General features: G+C 44.4%; 17 protein-coding genes. 11 read left to right on the top strand and 6 right to left on the bottom strand.

Annotation, left to right across the window (positions count from 1 at the left end; translation table 11 throughout):
• Positions 1 to 392 precede the first annotated feature (392 nt).
• Positions 393 to 1223: a formate dehydrogenase accessory sulfurtransferase FdhD gene (gene fdhD, locus R7Q11_RS05840; RefSeq protein ID WP_047101073.1), complete on the bottom strand. Its 831-nt coding sequence runs from the start codon at positions 1221 to 1223 to the stop codon at positions 393 to 395.
• Positions 1224 to 1276: 53 nt separating this feature from the next.
• A complete protein-coding gene (locus R7Q11_RS05835) occupies positions 1277 to 2161 on the bottom strand; it encodes a LysR family transcriptional regulator (protein ID WP_005460961.1) in 885 nt (294 codons plus the stop codon).
• 665 nt (positions 2162 to 2826) lie between these two features.
• Here R7Q11_RS05835 and R7Q11_RS05830 point away from each other — a divergent pair.
• Positions 2827 to 5151, top strand: a complete 2325-nt coding sequence (locus R7Q11_RS05830) for an FdhF/YdeP family oxidoreductase (protein ID WP_225466271.1) — start codon at positions 2827 to 2829, stop codon at positions 5149 to 5151.
• 195 nt (positions 5152 to 5346) lie between these two features.
• Complete coding sequence (locus tag R7Q11_RS05825; RefSeq protein WP_005376099.1) at positions 5347 to 5823, top strand: DM13 domain-containing protein; 477 nt, start codon at positions 5347 to 5349, stop codon at positions 5821 to 5823.
• A gap of 198 nt (positions 5824 to 6021) precedes the next feature.
• On the opposite strand, the gene R7Q11_RS05820 is transcribed toward R7Q11_RS05825, so the two are convergent.
• A complete protein-coding gene (locus R7Q11_RS05820; RefSeq protein ID WP_053303648.1) occupies positions 6022 to 6471 on the bottom strand; it encodes a YkgB family protein in 450 nt (149 codons plus the stop codon).
• Between the two features lie 143 nt (positions 6472 to 6614).
• Here R7Q11_RS05820 and R7Q11_RS05815 point away from each other — a divergent pair, with 143 nt between their 5' ends.
• Both R7Q11_RS05815 and R7Q11_RS05810 read left to right on the top strand, forming a co-directional pair.
• Complete coding sequence (locus R7Q11_RS05815; RefSeq protein WP_225466270.1) at positions 6615 to 7415, top strand: PhzF family phenazine biosynthesis protein; 801 nt, start codon at positions 6615 to 6617, stop codon at positions 7413 to 7415.
• A gap of 140 nt (positions 7416 to 7555) precedes the next feature.
• The gene (locus R7Q11_RS05810) at positions 7556 to 8254 is read left to right on the top strand and encodes an aspartate/glutamate racemase family protein (RefSeq protein ID WP_225466269.1); all 699 of its coding nucleotides are present in this window, start codon (positions 7556 to 7558) and stop codon (positions 8252 to 8254) included.
• 67 nt (positions 8255 to 8321) lie between these two features.
• On the opposite strand, the gene R7Q11_RS05805 is transcribed toward R7Q11_RS05810, so the two are convergent.
• Positions 8322 to 10025: an FAD-dependent oxidoreductase gene (locus R7Q11_RS05805; protein ID WP_017820173.1), complete on the bottom strand. Its 1704-nt coding sequence runs from the start codon at positions 10023 to 10025 to the stop codon at positions 8322 to 8324.
• Between the two features lie 151 nt (positions 10026 to 10176).
• Between R7Q11_RS05805 and R7Q11_RS05800 the strand changes: the two genes are divergently transcribed.
• From R7Q11_RS05800 to R7Q11_RS05790, 3 genes are read left to right on the top strand one after another with little or no spacing between them, the layout of a single operon-like run.
• Positions 10177 to 10467: an ArsR/SmtB family transcription factor gene (locus tag R7Q11_RS05800; RefSeq protein ID WP_005376206.1), complete on the top strand. Its 291-nt coding sequence runs from the start codon at positions 10177 to 10179 to the stop codon at positions 10465 to 10467.
• Positions 10468 to 10472: 5 nt separating this feature from the next.
• Complete coding sequence (locus R7Q11_RS05795; protein WP_254901900.1) at positions 10473 to 10886, top strand: YeeE/YedE family protein; 414 nt, start codon at positions 10473 to 10475, stop codon at positions 10884 to 10886.
• A gap of 14 nt (positions 10887 to 10900) precedes the next feature.
• Positions 10901 to 11341, top strand: coding sequence for a YeeE/YedE family protein (locus R7Q11_RS05790; protein WP_017820171.1), 441 nt, complete (start codon positions 10901 to 10903; stop codon positions 11339 to 11341).
• A 36-nt stretch (positions 11342 to 11377) separates the two neighbouring features.
• Here the strand turns inward: R7Q11_RS05790 and R7Q11_RS05785 are convergent, their stop codons facing one another.
• On the bottom strand, positions 11378 to 12241 hold the full coding sequence (locus tag R7Q11_RS05785; RefSeq protein WP_025767757.1) for an endonuclease/exonuclease/phosphatase family protein: 864 nt from the start codon (positions 12239 to 12241) through the stop codon (positions 11378 to 11380).
• A gap of 309 nt (positions 12242 to 12550) precedes the next feature.
• Between R7Q11_RS05785 and nrdD the strand changes: the two genes are divergently transcribed.
• Positions 12551 to 14671 carry an anaerobic ribonucleoside-triphosphate reductase gene (gene nrdD / locus R7Q11_RS05780; RefSeq protein ID WP_005388026.1) on the top strand — a complete coding sequence of 707 codons (2121 nt, stop codon included), beginning with the start codon at positions 12551 to 12553 and terminating at the stop codon, positions 14669 to 14671.
• Between the two features lie 84 nt (positions 14672 to 14755).
• Positions 14756 to 15226, top strand: a complete 471-nt coding sequence (gene nrdG, locus R7Q11_RS05775) for an anaerobic ribonucleoside-triphosphate reductase-activating protein (protein ID WP_017634628.1) — start codon at positions 14756 to 14758, stop codon at positions 15224 to 15226.
• 84 nt (positions 15227 to 15310) lie between these two features.
• On the opposite strand, the gene R7Q11_RS05770 is transcribed toward nrdG, so the two are convergent.
• Positions 15311 to 16696, bottom strand: a complete 1386-nt coding sequence (locus R7Q11_RS05770; protein WP_005388027.1) for an MATE family efflux transporter — start codon at positions 16694 to 16696, stop codon at positions 15311 to 15313.
• 120 nt (positions 16697 to 16816) lie between these two features.
• Here R7Q11_RS05770 and R7Q11_RS05765 point away from each other — a divergent pair, with 120 nt between their 5' ends.
• Both R7Q11_RS05765 and R7Q11_RS05760 read left to right on the top strand, forming a co-directional pair.
• Positions 16817 to 17674, top strand: coding sequence for an AraC family transcriptional regulator (locus R7Q11_RS05765; protein ID WP_025767758.1), 858 nt, complete (start codon positions 16817 to 16819; stop codon positions 17672 to 17674).
• A 155-nt stretch (positions 17675 to 17829) separates the two neighbouring features.
• A complete protein-coding gene (locus R7Q11_RS05760; protein ID WP_047101084.1) occupies positions 17830 to 19017 on the top strand; it encodes an aromatic amino acid transaminase in 1188 nt (395 codons plus the stop codon).
• Position 19018 lies beyond the last annotated feature (1 nt).

Genomic DNA, 19018 nt, shown 5'->3' with positions numbered 1-19018 from the left:
GTAATTGTTTTAGAAACACAACGGAGGCCGTTATGCGCTCTTGTTACCTTTGACTGAGCGGAATTCTAGAGAGTGGTTTTGTGAGGCACATGAGATGGTTGCCTAGATCGGCTAGGAAAAATTCCTAGAAATGCCTAGGAAGGCGGAAAAGCGTGAAAAGAGTCACACAAAATCCTTACTAATTTATGGGTTTTTGACTGGTTTCTTATCGGATTGGAAAGCGTTCAAATGCAAGCAGGTTAATATACGCAAGCTTAGTGCTGACAAGGGGTGAGTACGTTTGGTTGGAAGAATAGTGTCTCGTTGCTAGCTATCAATCGCGAATGAGAAACAAACAACAGAGACCCAGAGGTCTCTGTTAGAAATATTAGGAATTCGGCTAGGTTGACGTGTTAAGGCGCAGGGCTGTATAGACGCGGCGAGCCGTATTTTGGCAAGTGAATTAGGTTCAAATGGTTTCTTCTTGCCCATTCGACGGTTAACGCTGTCGGTGCAGATAAGCAAACCAGAGTGGGGATACGCGCGCGAACGGCTTTGTGGATCAACTCTAAGCTGCAACGGCTTGTCATGATTGCGAAGCCACTTTGAGGTTCGATGTGATTGTTGGCCAATGCGCCAATCAACTTATCTAGCGCGTTGTGACGGCCGATGTCCTCTCGGCACAACTTGATGTTGCCTTGTAAATCTGAAAATAAAGCGGCGTGTAGCGCGCCAGATTCACGTGCGGCTTCTTGATGCAGTGCGACTTTGTCTCGCAGCCCTTCGAATACATCGGAGCGCGGAGGAAGAGACGGTGTTAGCGGTGCTAAATCAGGCAAAGCTTGTTCCAGAGCCTCGACGCCACAAATGCCGCATCCGGTTGTGCCTGCAAGATTCCGACGTTGTGTTTTTAGCGCCCAGAAAGCGCGGTTGCTGATTTCTACTTCCGCATAATGAGATTCGTGATCGCCACCAATTTCAATGTCTTTGATCTCTTTGAAGTCGTGGACGATGCCTGTGCTTAGGCTAAACCCTTTCACAAAGTCTTCCAGATGGCCTGGCGTCACCATCATGACCGCTTGGCTAATGCCGTTATAGCTGATAGCTAAAGCTGACTCACTCGCCAGCGACATTTGTTGCACTGGGCGGCCATCAATCAATTCTCGGTAATTGAACGCACTTGGTTGAGGTGGTGCTTGATTGAAATCGGACAGTTCAAAATAAGATTGAGTAGTACATCTCATGAAATCACCTCATAAGCCGTTATGTATGCCAAAAATTGACGTGTGGATTCTTGTTATCGATTAAATATGTTTTTTGCTTCTGCGAAGCACTGATCGGTTAGCGCGGAGAAGGGTTCTTGTTTTCGCTTTAACAAACCTAGCGGGGCGTGAACGGCGGCTTCTTCGATAGGGATAATGCGAAGCGTATCGTTCAACTCTTCTAATCCACAGTTCAGCGGCATAATGGCGCAACAAAGGCCACTGGTTACTGCTTGGATCAAGTGAAAGGTGGAGTTACTTTCAATGACGGTTTGCGGAACCAGCCCTTTACTCACAAAGCTAAGATCAATGGAGTGGCGATAGTGCATACCCTTTGAAAGCAGCCCTAGCGGAATGTTATTGAGTGACTCCCACAACACTTCAGATTCGGCAAAATCAAAATGACGCTCATCGAATAAAACGCCAAGTTTGGTTGAATCTAGCTCGATAACATCGAAGTAAGCGGTGTTAACTTGATCGACATAACACATCCCCAAATCCAGTTGATTGCGATTGAGTTGGTCTATGATCTGCTCGGTCGTCATGGAGAGTATTTGAAAGCGTAACTCAGGGAACTGTTGAGCTAATGGTTTGAGCAATTGCATAGGGTTTTGGCTGGCGAGTGGCACCATTCCAAGCCGAAGTGAACCGACCAACTGACCACGGCAGTTAGCAGCCTCGGCTTGCAGTCCATCATGAGCGGCTAAGACGGTTTTCGCCCAAGCTAAAATGCGTTCTCCTGCTTCAGTAAACCCTTCAAATCTTTGACTTCTTTGGATTAATTCGAGATCGAGTTCTTCCTCTAAGCTTCGGATTCTCATGGACAAGGTAGGCTGCGTAATGTGGCACAATGCGGCGGCTTGACCAAAGTGTTTGGTCTGTTCAAGTGCGATGAGATATTTAAGTTGTTTGATATCCATAATGGCTTGTTAACCTTGCGTTGTGAGTCACATGTACGGGGAACTCCCTAAAAAGGGCACAGCACTACCGTACTTTTTAAGCGCTGGAGCGTTTTAACTGGGGAATGAAAAACCAAAACCAAGTCAAGAATAAAACCACACTCAAAATTGATCTGAATCAAGGCTATTCCTGATATTAATTAGGGTCAAATTTAAAGTATCTATAGTGTGATAGATACTATCTATTATCAAGAGGGCCGATTTTATTGAGTTCGTTAAGCGAACTAGGTGGAATCGAATGGGAAAACGATTAACCTCATAAATTGTATTGATTAAAAATGTGATGACCGTCAGTGGAAAAATTCGTCATAGATTTTGTTTATCACTCGGTCAGGATTATCAATTGGACGCATATTGAATAACGACTTAATCTTTGATTTAGATCAAGACGCAACAATGCACATTGAATCTAACAGTCTTAGAAACAGTAGGCGGGTATCCGATATCAAGAATCTAGATAAGTAAACGCTCGGACAAGCGAGAGCATGTTGAGTGGTTACTTATTTGGATTAAAAAATACATGGATTAGAAACTAAGCCCTTCAATACTTCCGCATTATCTCAATAAATAACGCGCTTGTTTTCACGGGCACCCTGCTTGCTGGTATATCTGCGAGGAGTAAAGTCGTGAGCCAAAAAGAACAAATAAAAACATACAAAGGTCCAGCTGGTGGTTGGGGTGCACTGAAAGCGGTAACCAGAAGTTGGTGGGGCAGTGAAAATGCAGTTAAAAACATTCGCACTATGCTCAAAACCAACCAAAATGGCGGTTTCGACTGCCCGGGATGTGCATGGGGTGAGTCGCCAGATAGCGGTAAAGTCAATTTCTGTGAGAATGGCGCGAAAGCGGTAAACTGGGAGGCGACCAATCGTCTGGTTGATCCTGAGTTTTTTGCCAATCACAGCGTTTCTTCTCTCTTAACGCAAACTGATTACTGGTTGGAATACCAAGGCCGTATCACGCACCCAATGCGATACGATGCAGAATCCGATCACTATGTGCCAGTCTCTTGGGATGAGGCTTTTGCACTTGTCGCGAAGCATCTCAATCAATTGGATTCACCGCACCAAGCGGAGTTTTATACCTCTGGTCGTGCAAGCAACGAAGCGGCGTTTTTGTATCAGCTATTTGTCCGCGCATTCGGTACCAATAACTTTCCAGATTGTTCCAACATGTGTCACGAAGCCAGTGCAATAGGGATGAAAGACACCATTGGTGTTGGTAAAGGCACAGTGATCTTTGATGATTTTGAAGAAGCTGATGCGATTTTCGTGATTGGTCAAAACCCGGGCACGAACCACCCACGAATGCTTGAACCTCTGCGCGAAGCGGTGAAACGTGGTGCACAGGTTATCTGTCTAAACCCGCTGAAAGAGCGCGGATTAGAGCGTTTCCAAAACCCACAAATGCCGATTGAGATGTTGAGTAATGGCTCAGAGCCTACAAACACGGCGTACCTGCGTCCTGCTTTGGGCGGAGACATGGCAGTATTTCGTGGCATCGCGAAATTCTTGTTGCAATGGGAACGCGAGGCATTGCAAAACGGTGGAAAAGCGGTATTTGATCGTGAATTCATCAAGCAACACACAACAGGTATTGATGAGTATTTGGCTGAAGTGGACGCAACCTCTTGGGAACACATCGCGGAACAATCGGGTCTTGATTTAAGTGAAATCGAGATGGTGGCGAGCATGTATCGACGTGCAGAACGTGTGATCATGTGTTGGGCGATGGGGTTGACTCAGCATCGTCACTCTGTACCAACCATTAAAGAAGTCGCAAACGTGCAAATGTTACGAGGTAACGTTGGTAAGCCGGGCGCGGGTCTTTCACCAGTACGTGGTCACAGTAACGTTCAGGGCGACCGTACGATGGGCATTGATGAAAAACCTTCAGATCTGTTGTTGGATCGCATTGAAAGTCGATTTAACTTTGCCGTCCCGCGCGGTGAAGGCCACAACACTGTGCAAGCCATTAAAGCGATGGAAGAAGGGCAAGCGAAAGTATTTATCGGTTTGGGCGGTAACTTTGCACAAGCAACGCCAGACACAGAACGTACGCACAACGCGATGCGAAACTGTAATTTAACCGTACACATTTCGACGAAGTTAAATCGTTCTCACCTTGTCACAGGTAAAGATGCGCTTATTCTTCCGTGCTTAGGCCGTACCGAGATTGATCAGCAAGCAACTGGCCCACAAGGCGTGACGGTTGAAGATACTTTCAGCATGGTGCATATCTCATTTGGTCAGCTAAAACCGCGTTCGGAGCATTTGCGTTCAGAACCAGCGATTATTGCCGGTATTGCCAATGCTACACTCGGGGCAAAACCAATTGATTGGTTGTGGGCGATTGAAGATTACGACCGTATTCGCGATTTGATTGCCGACACGATTCCGGGCTTTACCGACTTTAACCATAAGCTTAAACACCCGGGTGGATTCCACTTGGTAAACCCAGCTGCTGAGCGTCGATGGAATACACCAAGCGGCAAAGCACAGTTCAGCTCTAGCGAGTTGCCGAAGCAGTTGATCAGCGAAGCGATACTCGAAAAAGGCCAAAAGCCAGATTTGATCTTGCAAACCATGCGCTCACACGACCAATACAATACGACACTTTACGGTTTGAATGACCGTTATCGTGGAGTATTTGGTATGCGCGAAGTGCTGTTTATCAATGAAGCGGATATTCGTAAACTCGGTTTTGAACCGGGCGACAAAGTGGACATGGTGTCATTGTGGGAAGATGGCGTTGAGCGCCGTGTGAGCGGATTTACGCTTGTTGCCTATGATGTACCAGCAGGTCAGGCGGCGGCTTACTATCCAGAAACAAACCCATTAGTTCCTTTGGACAGTTATGGGGATAGAACGTTTACGCCAACCTCTAAGTTTATTGCGATAAAATTGGAAAAATCGACATCCGATAAGATCGCTTTGGTGGAAGCGGAATAGTGACCAAACCGGCACAACGACATTTCCGATAAGCAAACGGCTGATATTAATTATCAGCCGTTTTTAATTGCGCTCAGTCTGCATTTAGTGCGCATAGCTTGTGTATAATGTTAATGACATTATGCTGCTCGATAATAGACAGATAAGGCCGATTTGAATCTAATTTCAAGTAGTAAAACTAATAAGAAGATGCTTATGACCTTGAAAAATATAATTAAATTAACAATCAGTCACTTAGTGGCAGTTTCTATTGGCATTGCGATAGGTATCTATACTTTACCGATCCTTATTGCACCACCTGCGCCGACCGATGAACAAGTTGCTAAGAGCAAGCAAGGTGCAGAATACAGCGCAGTGTTTAAGAGGGAACTCAAAGGTAGCGACGCTTTTCATTGGGGAGAGGGAGAAATTCATTTGAGTTCTGAAGTCATTACGTTGGTAGGAAAACTCGCTCCCGGACCAGACTATAAACTCTATCTATCTCCTAAGTTTGTCGAAACGGAACAAGAGTTTAATGACCTTAAATCTGAGATGAGCTTAATTGGTGATGTCAAAACGTTCGATAACTTCGTTGTTGAGGTTCCTCAAAGCACTTCAATTTCTGAATACAATACGGTTGTTGTATGGTGCGAGACATTCGGTGAGTTCATTACTTCGGCAAAGTATCAATAAACCTTAGCAGTAGAGTAAAAGGCTTTTCTTTTCACTTTACGCTAGGATGTTGTTTCGCATCATTAGAAGGCAAAGACTCTTAAACATTCTAAATTTAAGAGTCTTTGTTTAGAGTTATTGACAGAACCATTCGACTTGTAAGTCGTTTGCACCTTTCAGGCTACGTTCTGGAAAAACAAGATTTCGAACTATTTAGAGTTATTCTCTGTTTGGCTTGTTTCGTTCGATGACGCTAATCGCAATGGCTAAAAATAGAATATCTTTTACTAAAAAGAAGTTTGTCACCAAAACCCCATCAGACACTTTCCATGTATTCGGTGTTGTAATTAGAAAGCTGAGTGTCGCAAGAAAAATAATTGCGGCGGCTATGCCAGAAAAATAAGCGACTCGTGTGTTTTTAAGGCCAACGATTAATCCAATAGCGACAATGATTTCTGTTGCGCCAATGATGTTTGATACGGTTTGAACTGACATCACATCATACAACCAACTCATCAGAAAATGATTTTCAACGAGCGGTTGTATAAGCTTGGCCTCTGTAGGTGTGAATTTATAAATACCAATCCATATTAGAACTAAAGAAACGCCGAAAACTCCGATAAGATATCCAATTGAGTCACATTGATGATGGCTTTTTACGTTTTGCATAATTAACTACATTCTCCTGTTTGTTAGCGCTTCCAACAAGACCTATAAGGTTGGTAGAAAATTTCATAGGTTTTTTCGCTCAAACAGATATTAAAAATCACGTGATACAGAATTACGTGTTTGATAGAACTTAAGGATATTTCGTGGAAGTTAAAATTTTTCAGGTTGACTCGTTTACATCAGAGGTTTTCAAAGGTAATTCCGCGGGTGTTTGTATCACAGAGTCAAGCCTTGATGAGGAAACGATGTTGGCCATCGCGGCCGAGATGTCGTTATCTGAAACGGCATTTCTGTCACTCAATACAATGCAACTTCGTTGGTTTACACCGAGGACGGAAGTTGCTTTGTGTGGACACGGCACACTTGCAACGGCGCACGTTCTGAAAGAGCAGGGGTTATATAATACTGGAGATACGATTGAGTTCGTTACGCTATCTGGGGTTTTAACTGCACAACTCGATCATGAAGAAATTCATTTGGTGTTTCCTGCGCCAACTTTAGATATGAGAGCGAGTATTAACAAAGACTTACTTCATGGCTTGGGGCTAGATGCCGCCAATGTAGTCGCCTACGGTCAGTTTGATAATAAGCAGTTGATCGTCATTAATGATGAATTTGTGCTTGAACAGCTCGACCCTGATTTTGGTGCGCTGCTTAAACAAAAAGGCCGTGGCGTCGTCATCACTGCTCAATCAAGCACTGACGCCGATTTTGTCTCTCGATACTTCGCGCCTTGGGTAGGTGTTAATGAGGACCCAGTTACAGGCTCTGCACATTGCGCTTTATGTGTTTACTGGGCTAAAGAGCTCAACAAAAAGCAACTGAAAGGCTTCCAAGCCTCCAAGAGAAGTGGGGTCGTCCATACAGAGTTGTTAAGCACTGAGCACGTTAAGCTTTCTGGAAATGCAGTAACGATATTGCGAGGATATATGAGAATCGCGTAGCGGTCCTTGTGGGAATGATTTTATTTTCGTGTTACCCAATGCTCAATAGTGAAGACGCTTGAATGCTGCTTATTTAAGTGGCTGATTTTTTTTTGTAAAAACACCCCTGGCACGGTGGTGTATAACGATTGGAGAGTTATATGAAAACTATCGGTCTTCTAGGTGGTATGAGCTGGGAGTCGACGCTTAGTTATTACAAATTGATCAACGAAGGAGTCAAAGAGGCGTTAGGCGGCCTAAATTCCGCAAAAATTTGTATGTATAGCGTGAATTTTTCGGAGATAGAGAAACTTCAACATCAAGGTAAATGGGAAGAAACGGCAAGCATTATATCTGATGCTGCATCTTTAATAGAAAAAGGGGGCGCTGACTTCATTCTTATTTGTACTAACACAATGCACAAAGTTGCGCCTCAAATTGAAGCCAGTATTAATATCCCCATACTACATATCGCAGACGCGACTGCTGAGTTACTTCGTGAGAAAGGGGTTCAAAAGGTCGGACTCCTTGGTACTCAATTCACAGTGGAGCAAGACTTTTATAAAGGAAGGCTTTCCGACCGTTATGGGCTTGATGTCGTCATTCCCGATCAAGACGACCGCTCTAAAGTACATAACATTATTTATAAAGAGTTATGCCAAGGTGAAATCAAAGAGGAGTCAAGGACGATATACTTGCAAATTATTGAAAAACTAAAAGAGCACGGAGCTGAAGCTGTGATTCTCGGGTGTACTGAAATTGCCTTACTTGTAAACCAAAGTCACACCGATGTTACACTACTTGATACCACTTCTATCCATGCTCAAGCAGCAGTCCGTTTGGCAATTGAAGGTGAATGATCTACGCTTTCTTTCCTGCAAAAAAAGAGAAAACCAAGCACGTGGTTTTCTCTTTTTTATTATCAAGTTATAAGCGAGCAAATTTGAGAGTTCTGTATCCACCAATCAAGTTGCGGGCTTTGTAACCATTGTTGACCAGCTGACGGTATGCTACGTTACCGCGTAACCCAACTTGACAGTAAATCACGATCTCTTTGTCTTTAGGAAGTTCGTGCATGCGACGACGTAGTTGATCGACAGGAATATTAATTGCACCTTCAAGATAACCAACGGACTCCAATTCACCAGGATTACGAACATCAAGTAACAGTTGGTCTTCTGTCAGTGAATCCATTTCATCATAATGAATCGCGGTCGCATCGCCTTTGATGATGTTATTTGCCACAAACGCCGCTTGGTTAATTACATCTTTAGCAGAGCCATAAGGTGGCGCGTAAGTTAGCTCGAGGTGTTGCAGTTGCTCTACCGTCATACCAGCACGCTGAGCAACTGCCATTACGTCGATACGTTTATCAACACCGTCTTTACCTACTGCTTGCGCACCTAATATTTTACCTGTTACTGGATCAAACAGCATTTTGAATGACACGGTTTCTGCACCTGGGTAGTAACTCGCGTGACTTGCTGTATGCACATACACTTTTTCATAAGCGATGTTTTCACGTTTCAGCTGTTTCTCGTTTTTACCAGTAGAAGCGACGGCTAAATCAAAAATCTTACAGATCGCCGTGCCTTGCGTACCTTGGTAAGTTTCTTGGCGGCCAAGCATGTTGTCTGCTGCCATTCGGCCTTGGCGGTTTGCCGGGCCCGCAAGTGGCACTAGAGTTTGCTCGCCAGTCACAAAGTCTTTCTCTTCTACCGCGTCGCCGACAGCGTAGATCGAAGGATCGCTGGTTTGCATGTATTCATTGGTATAAATACCACCAAGAGCGCCGATTTCTAAGCCAGCTTCTTTTGCTAATTTGGTCTCGGGGCGAACACCAATTGCCATAATCAAAATATCGGTGGTGAGTCTTTCACCGTTGTTTAGTGTTAATTCCAATTCACCTTCTAGATGTTGGTGTTTTTCGCTCTCACCAGAGTCGAAACTTGCCACGTGCTCGTTAGGTACGAATTTCACCGACTCAAGTGCGACGCCAAGTTTAAGGTCGATGCCTTTCTCACGAATTTCAGCATGTGCGAAGCCAGCCATTTCACGGTCAACGGGCGTCATCACTTGATCCGCCATTTCAACTAATGTGGTTTTTATGCCTAGCTGGTGGAAGGCTTCCATCATTTCCAAACCGATAAAACCACCACCAACGACCGTAGCGTGTTCAACTTTGTTGGTTTCGATCGTTTTAATGATGCGATCCATATCTGGAATATTGCGCAGCGAGTGTGTTAACGGGTTATCAATACCCGGAATAGGCGGCACAACTGGACCTGCGCCAGGGCTAAGTAGAAGAAAGTCGTAGCTCTCTTGGTATTCCGAGCCATCAAGCAAATTGTTAACCGTAACCGTTTTGTCTTGACGGTTAATAGAAACCACTTCGTTCATCACACGGACATCAACATTGAAACGCGCTAGAAAGCTCTCAGGCGTTTGAAGAAGCAGTTTGCTGCGCTCTTGGATATCGCCACCAATGTGATAGGGTAAGCCACAGTTTGCAAATGACACAAATGGACCGCGTTCAAACATAATGATTTCTGCGTCTTCACTAAGACGACGAGCGCGAGCTGCTGCAGATGCACCGCCAGCAACCCCACCAATAATCACGATTTTGCTCATGGATTTCTCCTGCTGAATGATCGAAAACGCCTACACCTTACTTAAATAAATTAGCTGAGTCTAATGTTATTTAATCTACATTAGCATTGACTTAATAATATTAATTAGTAATATCTAATAAAATGTAATGTAGTAATGAAGAGGCATAAGAATGGGCGACAGTATGCTACAAAGTGCGACCGAAGCGAGTGAGCTGCTTAAAATTATGGCTCATCCAGAGCGCCTAATCGTGATGTGTAAGCTGATTGAAGGTGAGAAAGGGGTCGGTGAACTGTTTGAAGGTTCATCATTAAGCCAATCTGCTTTTTCACAACATCTCACCGTATTGAGAAAGCACGACATCATTAAAGCTAGGAAGGTTTCTCAGCAGGTATTCTATTCAATTTCTGATGAAAGAGTTGGTCCGCTGGTCGAAGCGTTTAAGCAAGTTTTCTGTAAGTAATTAGTTTGGCGGATGCTATGTTTGAAGTTCCTTGGATGTCGCTGTTGGGCGGCATAATAGTTGGCGTATCAGCGATAACACTGATGCTATTTACTGGCAAGACTGCTGGGATCAGTGGGATCTTAAACGGTGCCGTTGAGAGCGCAGACCGCGTTTGGCGAATTGTTTTTTTAATTGCGATGGTATTAGGTGGCTTGTTTGCTGTTTATGTTCTTGGCGGGCATGTACCAGATCAGTACAGCGGTTCTCTTATTTTAGTTATCGTTGCTGGCTTGTTAGTCGGTGTTGGTACGCGTATCGGCAATGGTTGTACTAGTGGCCATGGCATTTGTGGAATAGGGCGTTTCTCAATCCGTTCTGTGGTCGCGACGTGTACTTTTATGGCCACAGCCATGTTAACCGTCTTGCTAGTATCGTGAGGAATAGTGTCGTTATGAAAACTCACGTAATGAAAAGTATTAAGCAAATGTCCGTTGTTGCATTTTCTGGTGTGCTCTTTGGTATTGGTATGGTGGTCTCTGGTATGGCAGATCCGGCAAAAGTGATCGGCTTTCTTGATATTACCGGTTCATGGGACCCAAGCTTAGCCTTCGTTATGGGCGGAGCACTTGTTGTGTTCGTTCCTGCTTATCTTTTATTAATAAAGCCAAGAAGCGAATCTGTGTTTGGTGATGAGGTTGTCTGTCCGACTTCTAAAACGATAGACAAAAAGTTAGTCGGTGGTGCAGCACTGTTTGGTATTGGTTGGGGCTTACTGGGTGTGTGTCCTGGTCCTGCGGTTGCCAGCCTTTTTACTGGCAACACACAAGTTCTGCTCTTTATAGCGGCAATGTTGGTTGGGTCATTCACCGCTAAAAGAGTGGTTCGTCAATAAAGAAAGTACTTCAACGTTAAAAAGAGTACTTAAACGCTAAAAAGTGAGTGTCGTAGAAACCGGGCAATGGTCACTCAGTTTATAGTCGAGTACATCTTGTGTTTTGAAAACGGTTTGAACACCAGACGACGCCTTTAAATCACCACTCGCAATGATGTGGTCTATCACCGAGCGGAATTGGTGGGTTTTATTCGGATTACGATTAGAGCGCACTTTACATTCCGCTTTAGTGTCTTTAGTCACTAGCTTTGCACTAGTATTGTCCGATATCACGTCCCACAACCAATCTCCTTGATAACCCAAGTTGTGGTTAAAGTCGCCAAGCACGACATAATGTTGTTTGTTGTCCTCGCGCGCCTTTATCCACTTAGCTAGTGCCTGTCCTTGTTGTTTCACTATCTTACAATCGCGGTTATTACGATACGCGCCACTGCAACCCGCTTTCAGATGTACAGAGAGTAGGTGAGTCTCGTTTTCTTGGTTTGGATTTAAAACAAGGTAGCTCGCGAAGCGAAGCTTGCTGTTGCCTCGTGTGATAGAGAAGTCTGGCTTGTCTAATACGCTTACGCCATTGCGCACGGCAAAGCCTGTGTATTGGTTGGTGTCGTTAAACTGAAGGTGTCGGTTGGAGGCGTTTGAACGATCGGAAAGATAAATAGTGAAGTCATTGCCAACGGCTTTTTGGATGGCAGCAGCACTTTCGACTTCTTGAAAAGCAAAAATGTCGGCTTGTGTTTTATCCACATAGTGGGTCAGCTTTTCAAAATCTTGTGGTGTTCTCGACACTTTTCCACCATCTATAGATAACCATTCTATGTTCCAACTGGTTAGATTGATGGAGTTTTGAGCAAATGAAAGAGAACTAAAAAGTAATATTAACGTAACAAAAAGTGATCGCATTTTGGCCTGTTGCACTCCTATCTTTTAGCGTATTCCTTTCCATCCTTTATCCTACAAGACCTCCAAAAATAGCAAGTAGATTTAGTACCAATTTTGCAATTTTCATGGTTTTCTTCGCAACTGAGATCAACGCCAATAAGATCGATTTCTTCTTGTTCGCTAGCCAATCTTTATTGATCAAAATCAATGTTTTCGAGTGGTGCTTCTCGTTAAATACGCCACAATATATTGTGTTGCCAGAATAAAAAATGACCCCATATAGTGTGTTTGTGGATAACTCTGTGAGTATGCTCGGGTAAGGAGAACAAAGTGAAACCAATCGTAATCAAACGCGACGGATCAAGAGCTCCGTTCAACAGGGATCGTATCCAAGCAGCAGTTGAAGCAGCAGCGGAAAACAAAGATAAAGATGTCGCTATTTATGCTCTTAATGTGGCTCTTGCTGTCGAGTTACAGTTAAGAGAACACGATGAAGTTCACATCCATGAGATTCAAGACTTAGTCGAAAATGAACTCATGCAAGGTCCTTACAAAGCCCTAGCGCGTTCTTACATTGAATATCGCCACGATCGCGACATCGCTCGTGAGAAGCAAAGTGCACTAACTCGCGAAATCGAAGGTTTGATTGAAGAAAGTAATCTGGATCTAATCAACGAGAACGCGAACAAAGACGGCAAAGTAATTCCGACTCAACGTGACTTGTTGGCTGGTATCGTAGCGAAACACTACGCGAAGACGCACATTCTTCCTCGCGATGTGGTTCAAGCGCACGAAGTGGGTGACATTCACTACCACGATTTAGACTACGCACCGTTCTTCCCAATGTTTAACTGTATGCTTATCGATCTTAAAGGCATGCTGACGCATGGTTTTAAAATGGGTAACGCTGAGATTGATACGCCAAAATCAATTTCGACTGCAACAGCGGTAACAGCGCAAATCATTGCTCAAGTCGCGAGCCACATTTACGGCGGTACAACCATCAACCGTATTGATGAGGTTCTAGAACCGTACGTAATCACAAGCTACGAGAAACACCTAGAGATCGCAAAAGAGTGGAACATTGCTGAGCCAGAAGAGTTCGCAAAAGCACGCACTGAGAAAGAGTGTTACGACGCGTTCCAATCTCTAGAGTACGAGGTAAACACGCTACACACGGCGAACGGTCAAACACCATTCGTTACGTTTGGTTTTGGTCTTGGTACAAGCTGGGCATCACGCCTTATCCAGAAATCGATTCTGAAGAATCGTATTGCAGGTCTAGGCAAGAACCGTAAAACAGCGGTATTCCCTAAACTTGTATTCGGCATCAAAGATGGTTTGAACCACAAATCAGAAGATCCAAACTACGACATCAAGCAACTTGCGCTTGAGTGTGCGTCTAAGCGTATGTACCCAGACATTCTTAACTACGACAAAGTAGTGGAAGTAACCGGTTCATTCAAAACGCCAATGGGTTGCCGTAGCTTCCTTGGTACTTACGAAGAAAACGGTGAGCTGATTCACGAAGGTCGTAACAACCTTGGCGTCGTGAGCTTGAACCTTCCTCGTATCGCTATCCGTGCAAACGGAAGCGAAGAGAAATTCTACGAGCTTCTAAATGACCGCCTACGTCTTGCTCGTAAAGCACTAGAGACACGTATCTCTCGCCTTGAAAACGTGAAAGCACGTGTGGCCCCAATCCTATACATGGAAGGCGCATGTGGTGTTCGCTTGAAAGCAGACGACTCAATCGCAGATATCTTCAAGAACGGTCGTGCGTCTATTTCTCTTGGTTACATCGGTGTACACGAGACAATTAACGCACTATTCGGTACAGAAGCGCACGTTTATGATGACGCTGTTTTGCGTGAAAAAGCGGTCGCGATCATCAAGCATCTAAAAGATGCTGTGAATCAATGGGCTGACGAAACAGGTTATGGCTTCAGCTTATATGCAACGCCAAGTGAAAACCTATGTAGCCGTTTCTGCCGCATCGATGCGAAAGAGTTCGGCGTAATTGAAGGCGTAACAGACAAAGGTTACTACACCAACAGCTTCCACCTAGATGTTGAGAAGAAGGTGAACCCATACGACAAGATCGACTTTGAGATGCCTTACCCAGAAATCTCAAGCGGCGGCTTTATCTGTTACGGCGAGTTCCCGAACATGCAACGTAACGTTGAAGCACTAGAAAACGTATGGGACTACAGTTACACCCGAGTGCCTTACTACGGTACAAACACGCCAATTGATGAGTGCTACGAGTGTGGCTACAACGGCGAGTTTGACTGTACAAGTAAAGGCTTCACTTGCCCAAGCTGTGGTAACCATGACTCAACTAAAGTATCAGTAACACGTCGAGTTTGTGGCTACCTAGGCAGCCCAGATGCACGCCCGTTTAACTTCGGTAAGCAAGAAGAAGTGAAGCGCCGAGTTAAACACCTGTAAGGTTTACTACCACTCGTTTTAACACTTTGAAAATCAACTTTAAACAGGTTGATTTTCTCTTTCGCGATAACACAGAGACGCATTATGAATTACCACCAATACTATCCAATTGACGTTGTTAACGGACCGGGTACGCGCTGCACGCTGTTTGTGTCGGGTTGTGTGCATCAGTGCCGTGGGTGTTATAACCAGTCGACGCAACGTTTGGATTCTGGTGTACTTTTCACGCAAGAAGCGGAAGACAAAATCATCGCTGACTTAAACGACACGCGTATCAAACGCCGTGGCTTGTCGTTGTCGGGTGGAGATCCGCTTCACCCTGCTAATGTGCCTCATATTTTGAAGATAGTGAAAAGGGTGAGAGAGGAGTGCCCAGGTAAAGACATTTGGGTTTGGACTGGCTACACGCTGACGGAACTGAATAACGCGCAAAGGGAAGTGGTGCAATACATCGATGTTTTGATTGATGGTAAGTTTGAACAAGACAAGAAAGACCTCAATCTCGAATGGCGTGGCAGTTCAAACCAAATCATTCATCGCTTTACGGACATCTAATCAAGCATTCTCCGCACATAAAAAGGGCTCACGCGTGCATAACGGGTGAGCCCTTTTGGTGTGAGTTCGTTAATGTCTTTTTGGTTACGCCGTCACCGATTGGTCATCTTCAACCATATTATTTATCCAACGTTTAGATTGAATACGGTAAGTCGTCAGTACGCCTTTCACTAACTCTTCCGCGAGCAGAGACATCAAGACAAAATGCAAAGGCAGCCCTAACACCATGCCTGTGTAATAAGTAAGGGGGATGCCAATAGCCCACTGACCGAACGTGTCGATGAAAATGCTATAGCGAATATCAGCGCCACTCTTTAGTACGCCGCCAATCCCAACCATGTTAAACACCCTCAAAATCATACCTAGCGCCATGACTAAACATACGTTAAGTGCCATGTCTGCATCGGTTAACGGGCTCAGTACCAATAGGTGATGAATCATGGGCGAGCTCAACCACACTAGGAAAAACAGCAAGGTGGCTAAGATTGCGCTGGTTAACACATACCACCACGCCGTTTTCTCGACTCGGTCATAATGTTTTGCACCAATATCATTCCCAAGAAGAACGGATGCAGCGACCGCAAATCCCATAAAGGTTGAAATCAGTACCCCTTCAATCGGTGATAAGAATGAGATGATCGCCAGTTCTGAAACGCCCAATTGACCATAGATGATGCTGTAAACGATCAATCCACCAGTCCAAAGCGCATCGTGGACCAACATGGGTAAAGAAACCTTAAAGTACTTTTTTCGATACTGTTTTAAGCGGCCTTGTACCCAATCGAACTTAGTCGGAATTAGGTAAGCATATCGTTTGTAGAAAAAATAAATCAAGACGGCGGTTTGGAAAAATCGAGAAACAAAACTACCTACGGCTGCACCAAATACGCCCCATTGAGGGAAACCAAATAAACCAAAAATCAAAACATAATTAAGCGCGACGTTAACGACAATGGCGGAGATACTAACGTTGGTTGCCAGTTTGGTTTGGCCCACGGAGCGCAATACCGCTTCAATCGGTACTACTATCGCCGTAGCAATGAGGCTAAAGCCCGTAACCACAAGATAATCACGTGCATAAGTGACGTATTCAGGATCGTCTGACATAAAAGAGACGATCTCTTCATCAAAAATCGCATAAAGAACGATAAACGGCAGCGTCACCAAAATGGAAATAAACCAAGATTGCGCCAACGTTCTGCGAATTCCGGCTAGGTTTCCTGAGCCGTAGTATTGCGAAGCAAGTACGGTAACTGCACCGCACAGGCCAAAGACAACCGCTAGGTTGAAGAAAAAGATACGATTTCCAACTCCAACTGCTGCCGTTGCAGATTCTCCGAGTAGGCTTACCATGAAAATATCCACGACGCCGAGCAAAGCAAAAAGCATGGACTGAAGTGAAACAGGTAGGCCAATCGTAATCAGCTTTTGCCAAAATGCTTTATCGATGTATTCGCGTGTTAAGAGCATCGCATTTCTCCTTAAAGATTAATGCGAGTAGTTTATCCTCATGATTTGGCGGTGTATTTTTCAAAGGAATCCAAAACCTTTGTAAAACTCTCTACTAACGCACATGTGAGCCAATAAATCATGGAAGATAAACAAGAACGCTACGCGATTTCAGAAAAAACTTATCAAGAGTTTATTGATCACAGTCGAGTATTAGCACTTGAGGAGAGAGGCATTGTGCAGTGCGGCATTGCCACTTGTCGTGACTTCTTCTCTGTTTATCGTAAAAACCAAAAGAAACACATGCTGCTCTATACGGTGCGTGGTAAAGGGTGGCTAGAGAGTGGGACTTATCGATACGATTTGGAACCGGGCTCGTTGATTACAGTACCCGCAGGTGTTGAAAACGGTTTTGGTATAGAAGAAGAACCTTGGCAGATCGCGTGGCTTTTTCTTGCTCCTGATAGAGAGTGGCCGATATTAGAATGCGATGTTCGCTACCAGCTTTCATCTACACCTGAAGTGATGTATGCATGTATCCAAACGTTACTACGCAGCATTAACCTTCCAATCGATTATGGTGGTGCGGTAGGTGAGCATAGTGTGGCTCAGTTAGAGCTGATGTTAAACATGCCGCCCTCAGAGTCGATATCACGCAGCCAATTGAGGCTTCGGCGTGTATTTGACCTTGTCCAACGTCAGCTCCATAAGGATTGGAGCGTTGAGCAGGTGGCGGCTCTATATCCATGTTCGGAGCCTCATTTGCATCGACTGACTCAAAAGCAGTTTGGTCGAAGCCCAATGGCACATTTAACGCGTATGCGCATGGAATATGCTGCTAGGTTACTTCGTTCAACAGAATGGCCAATTCAGCATATTGGAGAAATAGTCGGATATCCGACCAGCGCTAACTTTAGTACACGTTTTAAAGCGTGGTCGACCATGACACCAAGAGAGTTTAGAAAAAACGGTAGAGTGGATTGGTACAACGAGGAGTGAATCGTTCTTTTTCTGAACGATAGAGCGCACAAAACTCACCGCAATCCAGAATTTTGTTCTCTAATTGATGAAATAAGTGAAAAATCATTTCGTCATTTTTTGCGATGGTGTTAACGTGAGGTTCGGTACTTGAATTTCAAAGGGTTATGACTTTCATGTTTTCTAATCTCCCAACTCCCGTATTAGATCCTATTTTATCTCTATCCGTTGCATACCGTAACGATGAACGTCCAAACAAGGTTGACCTTGGCATTGGCGTATACAAAAACAGCGCAGGCGAAACGCCGATTATGAAAGCCATTCAAATGGCGCAGGATGTCGTTGTTGAAACTCAAAAAACCAAGTCTTATGTTGGTCTTGCAGGTTGCGAAGAATTTAATAAAAGCATGATCGATTTGCTACTGACGGGAACGTCTGCAATGGATCGTGTTGCAGCTATTCAAACGCCAGGTGCAAGTGGTGCGCTGCGTATGCTCGGTGATCTAATGAAGATCGCACAGCCAGATACGACGGTTTGGATTTCCAACCCAAGCTACGTAAACCACAAGCCAGTGATGGAAGCAGCAGGCCTTAAAGTTAAGTTCTACCACTATTTCTCTTCGGAAACGAAACAAGTAGACACCGAAAAAATGATGGATGATCTTGCGAAAGCTGGGCCTTCAGATGTGGTACTTCTTCATGGTTGTTGCCACAACCCAACTGGTGCGGATATTGACTTCTCTGCTTGGCAAGCCATTACAGAATTGTCGCAGAAGAACGGTTTCATCCCATTTGTGGACATTGCTTACCAAGGCTTCGGTGATGGCCTAGAAGAAGACGCAAAAGGCCTTCGTTTTATGGCAGATAACGTTGAAGAGATGTTGATTACTACTTCATGTTCGAAGAACTTTGGTCTGTACCGTGAACGAACTGGTGCAGCGATTGTGGTTGGTAAGAACATGCATGATGTAACCAATGCAAAAGGTAAACTCCTCACTCTAGCTCGCTCGACTTACACGATGCCACCCGACCATGGTGCAGCTTTAGTTAAGACCATTCTGCAAGATGACAATCTCACTTCCGTTTGGAAGCAAGAATTGAGTGAAATGCAACATCGTTTGGTTAGCCTTCGTCAAAGTTTGTGTAACGAGTTGAGAAACAACCATAATACAGATCAATTTGATTTCATTGAGGGTCACAAAGGCATGTTTACTGTGCTAGGCTTTAGTGGAAACCAAATGGCGCAACTGCGTGAAGATTATGGCATTTATGGTGTTGGCGATGGTCGAATTAACATTGCCGGACTTACCGAAACTCATATTCCATACGTAGCGGACGCAATTAAGAAAGTATCTCAAGCTTAAT

The sequence above is a fragment of the Vibrio sp. 970 genome (assembly GCF_033339075.1).
This window is presented reverse-complemented; position numbering and strand designations above follow the sequence as displayed.

Coding starts and splice junctions, on each gene's coding strand:
- fdhD (WP_047101073.1), bottom strand. CDS start 1,223: ATGAGATGTACTACTCAATCTTATTTTGAACTGTCCGATTTCAATCAA.
- R7Q11_RS05835 (WP_005460961.1), bottom strand. CDS start 2,161: ATGGATATCAAACAACTTAAATATCTCATCGCACTTGAACAGACCAAA.
- R7Q11_RS05825 (WP_005376099.1), top strand. CDS start 5,347: ATGACCTTGAAAAATATAATTAAATTAACAATCAGTCACTTAGTGGCA.
- R7Q11_RS05820 (WP_053303648.1), bottom strand. CDS start 6,471: ATGCAAAACGTAAAAAGCCATCATCAATGTGACTCAATTGGATATCTT.
- R7Q11_RS05810 (WP_225466269.1), top strand. CDS start 7,556: ATGAAAACTATCGGTCTTCTAGGTGGTATGAGCTGGGAGTCGACGCTT.
- R7Q11_RS05805 (WP_017820173.1), bottom strand. CDS start 10,025: ATGAGCAAAATCGTGATTATTGGTGGGGTTGCTGGCGGTGCATCTGCA.
- R7Q11_RS05800 (WP_005376206.1), top strand. CDS start 10,177: ATGGGCGACAGTATGCTACAAAGTGCGACCGAAGCGAGTGAGCTGCTT.
- R7Q11_RS05790 (WP_017820171.1), top strand. CDS start 10,901: ATGAAAACTCACGTAATGAAAAGTATTAAGCAAATGTCCGTTGTTGCA.
- R7Q11_RS05785 (WP_025767757.1), bottom strand. CDS start 12,241: ATGCGATCACTTTTTGTTACGTTAATATTACTTTTTAGTTCTCTTTCA.
- nrdG (WP_017634628.1), top strand. CDS start 14,756: ATGAATTACCACCAATACTATCCAATTGACGTTGTTAACGGACCGGGT.
- R7Q11_RS05770 (WP_005388027.1), bottom strand. CDS start 16,696: ATGCTCTTAACACGCGAATACATCGATAAAGCATTTTGGCAAAAGCTG.
- R7Q11_RS05765 (WP_025767758.1), top strand. CDS start 16,817: ATGGAAGATAAACAAGAACGCTACGCGATTTCAGAAAAAACTTATCAA.
- R7Q11_RS05760 (WP_047101084.1), top strand. CDS start 17,830: ATGTTTTCTAATCTCCCAACTCCCGTATTAGATCCTATTTTATCTCTA.